2 protein-coding genes and 1 pseudogene are annotated in these 2,062 nt (G+C 62.2%); all 3 read left to right on the top strand.

Annotated elements, in window-relative coordinates:
• Nucleotides 1-173, top strand: a pseudogene (locus tag AAC083_RS21580) (ATP-binding cassette domain-containing protein); the annotation flags it as partial.
• Nucleotides 166-768 (top strand): CDP-alcohol phosphatidyltransferase family protein, encoded by a 603-nt coding sequence (locus AAC083_RS21575; protein WP_108537666.1) that lies wholly within the window; start codon nucleotides 166-168, stop codon nucleotides 766-768. The pseudogene AAC083_RS21580 and the gene AAC083_RS21575, both read left to right, overlap by 8 nt.
• 129 nt (nucleotides 769-897) lie before the next feature.
• Complete coding sequence (gene mltB / locus AAC083_RS21570) at nucleotides 898-1,977, top strand: lytic murein transglycosylase B (RefSeq protein WP_108537665.1); 1,080 nt, start codon at nucleotides 898-900, stop codon at nucleotides 1,975-1,977.
• Nucleotides 1,978-2,062: the final 85 nt, after the last annotated feature.

Below are 2,062 nucleotides of genomic sequence, written 5' to 3'. Positions count from 1 at the left end.
CCCGCCTCGACAAACCGCTGCGCGCCGCGTTCAAAACCCTGGTGTTCGAGCGGCTCAAGGCCAAAGGCATCCCAGCCATCCTGGTGACCCATGACGAGGAGGATGCCCCCGGCACCATACTCGATCTCACACCGTCTCTTTGTTTGCTAACCGAGGACCCCGACCTTGTTTGATCGCCACCTTATTCCCATGATCCGCCGCCCCCTCACCCAGCTGGCCAAGCCGCTGTGCCGAGCAGGCATAAGCGCCAACCAGATAAGCCTCACCGGCTTTGCCGTCGGCATGCTGGCGCTGCCGCTGCTGGCCTTTGGTTGCTATCAGTGGGCGCTCGCGGCCATCCTGTGCAACCGGCTGCTGGACGGGCTCGACGGCGCTGTGGCACGGGAAACCGGCATCACCGACTGCGGCGGCTTTCTCGACATCACCCTCGATTTCATCTTCTACGCCGCCGTGGTGCTGGGTTTTGCCCTGAGCGCCCCCGCCAACGCCCTGCCCGCCGCCACCCTGCTGTTCGCCTTCATGGGGACGAGCTCGAGCTTTCTGGCCTTCGCCATCATGGCGGGCAAGCGGGGGATAGAAAACCCCGTCTATCACCACAAGTCCCTCTACTATCTCGGTGGGCTCACCGAGGGGAGCGAGACCATCGCGCTGTTCGTGCTGATGTGCCTCTGGCCCGCGGCTTTTGCAACCCTCGCCTATGGCTTTGCCCTGCTCTGCCTCATCACCACCCTGACCCGGCTCTGGAGCGGTTATCACACCCTGCGCTGAGTCGCCCCGGCCCCCAGGGGGTAATCCATCGCACGATGCTTTGGCGACGTGTCAGGCGCACGGAACACTTGCGCGCGGATGACAATGTTTTACCATGTCGGCACTCTTTGTCAGGCTCATGAGAACCTTATGCGTCGCCTTGTCTCCGTACTCACACTTTCCCTGTTTCCCCTGCTCTATGGCTGCAGCAGCACACCGGCTGCCAAGCCCGTGGTCACACCCCAGCCCAAGAGCGCTTTCATCAATCAGACGCCGCCGAGCCGCCCCGTCTACGGACAGGGGGATGTTGCCAATCGCAGCAGCGTAGATCAGTTCGTGCAACACATGGTGCAAAAGCACGGTTTCGACAGTGCCGAGCTGCACAGGGTACTGGCACAGGCAGAGCGTTCTGACTGGATCATCCGGCTGATGGATGCCCAGGCCCCGACGACCGCCAAGCCGACGGGTCCGACTGGCGCCTGGAATCGCTACCGCGCCAAGTTCATCACCCCCGACAACGTGCAAAACGGCGTCAATTTCTGGCGCGAATACGAAAGCGAACTAAACCGAGCCTACCAGCTCTATGGCGTACCACCCGAGATCATCGTCGGCATTATCGGGGTAGAAACCCGCTGGGGCCGGGTGATGGGCAAGACCCGCATTCTGGATGCGCTGGTGACCCTGGCATTTGACTACCCGCGCCGGGCCGAGTTCTTCACCAGCGAGCTGGAGTCCTTCCTGGTGATGACCCGGGATGAGGGGATGGATCCCACCGAACCCAAGGGTTCCTACGCCGGTGCCATGGGCTATGGCCAGTTCATGCCGTCGAGCTTCCAACGCTATGCGGTGGACTTCAACGGCAACGGCCACACCAACCTGTGGGATCCTGTGGATGCCATCGGCAGCGTGGCCAACTACTTCAAGGCCCATGGCTGGGAGAAGGGACAGCCGGTGGCGGTACGTGGTCAGGGCCAACTGCCCGGCTATGAGCACGGCTTCCAGACCCGCTACCCGGTCGCCACCCTGCGCCGCGCCGGGCTCACCCCCACCAGCAGCCTGGGCAACCACAGCGAATCGAGCCTGCTGCGCCTCGACATCGGCAGTGGTTATCAATACTGGTACGGCCTGCCCAACTTCTACACCATCACCCGCTACAACCACAGCACCCACTACGCCATGGCGGTGTGGCAGCTGGGGCTGGCGGTGAAGGATGCCAGAGGCGGTTACTGAATCGGGCACCAGATTGCCAACAAAAACGGGCCCGCGGGCCTAATGCCAGTCAGTTAAGCCTGACTGGCATTGTTTTTATTGGTTT

The sequence above is a fragment of the Aeromonas sp. HMWF014 genome (genome assembly GCF_963878295.1).
Taxonomy (GTDB): domain Bacteria; phylum Pseudomonadota; class Gammaproteobacteria; order Enterobacterales; family Aeromonadaceae; genus Aeromonas; species Aeromonas popoffii.
Note: the sequence above shows the minus strand (reverse complement) of the source record. Positions and strands in the feature narration are given on the sequence as shown.